The following is a 394-nucleotide window of genomic DNA, read 5'->3' on the forward strand; positions in this document are numbered from 1 at the left end:
GTGCTATATTAAATTCTCCTGAGATTTGTAAAAGCGATAGCAAGCATCGTTTTTTTAAACATGCGAACAGCTACGCATCCTCTTATGAAAAGCGATGAGAGTTGTGAAAACGTTAAATACGTCACATACAAAATGTTACACTGCGCGGCTTTCAGCCACTTTCTTCGCAGGTCACTCATGAGTCATTCAAATGAAGCCACACCCCATGCACGCGAGCTGGCGCGACCAAACTGGTCGGCGGTTTTCGCGGTTGCTTTCTGCGTTGCCTGCCTGATTACCGTCGAATTTCTACCGGTCAGTCTGCTGACGCCGATGGCGCTGGATTTAGGCATCTCCGAAGGGATGGCCGGGCAGTCGGTGACGACGACGGCATTCGTCGCGATGTTTTCCAGCC

1 protein-coding gene is annotated in these 394 nt (G+C 50.3%); it reads left to right on the forward strand.

What is annotated here, in order from left to right; genetic code table 11:
- Positions 1–177 precede the first annotated feature (177 nt).
- Positions 178–394, forward strand: a 217-nt coding sequence (locus M3223_RS24035) for a hypothetical protein (RefSeq protein ID WP_435368039.1), incomplete at its 3' end; no start/stop codon positions are given.

It is taken from the genome of Paenibacillus pasadenensis (assembly GCF_023715725.1).
GTDB classification, from domain to species: Bacteria; Bacillota; Bacilli; order Paenibacillales; family Paenibacillaceae; genus Paenibacillus_O; species Paenibacillus_O pasadenensis_A.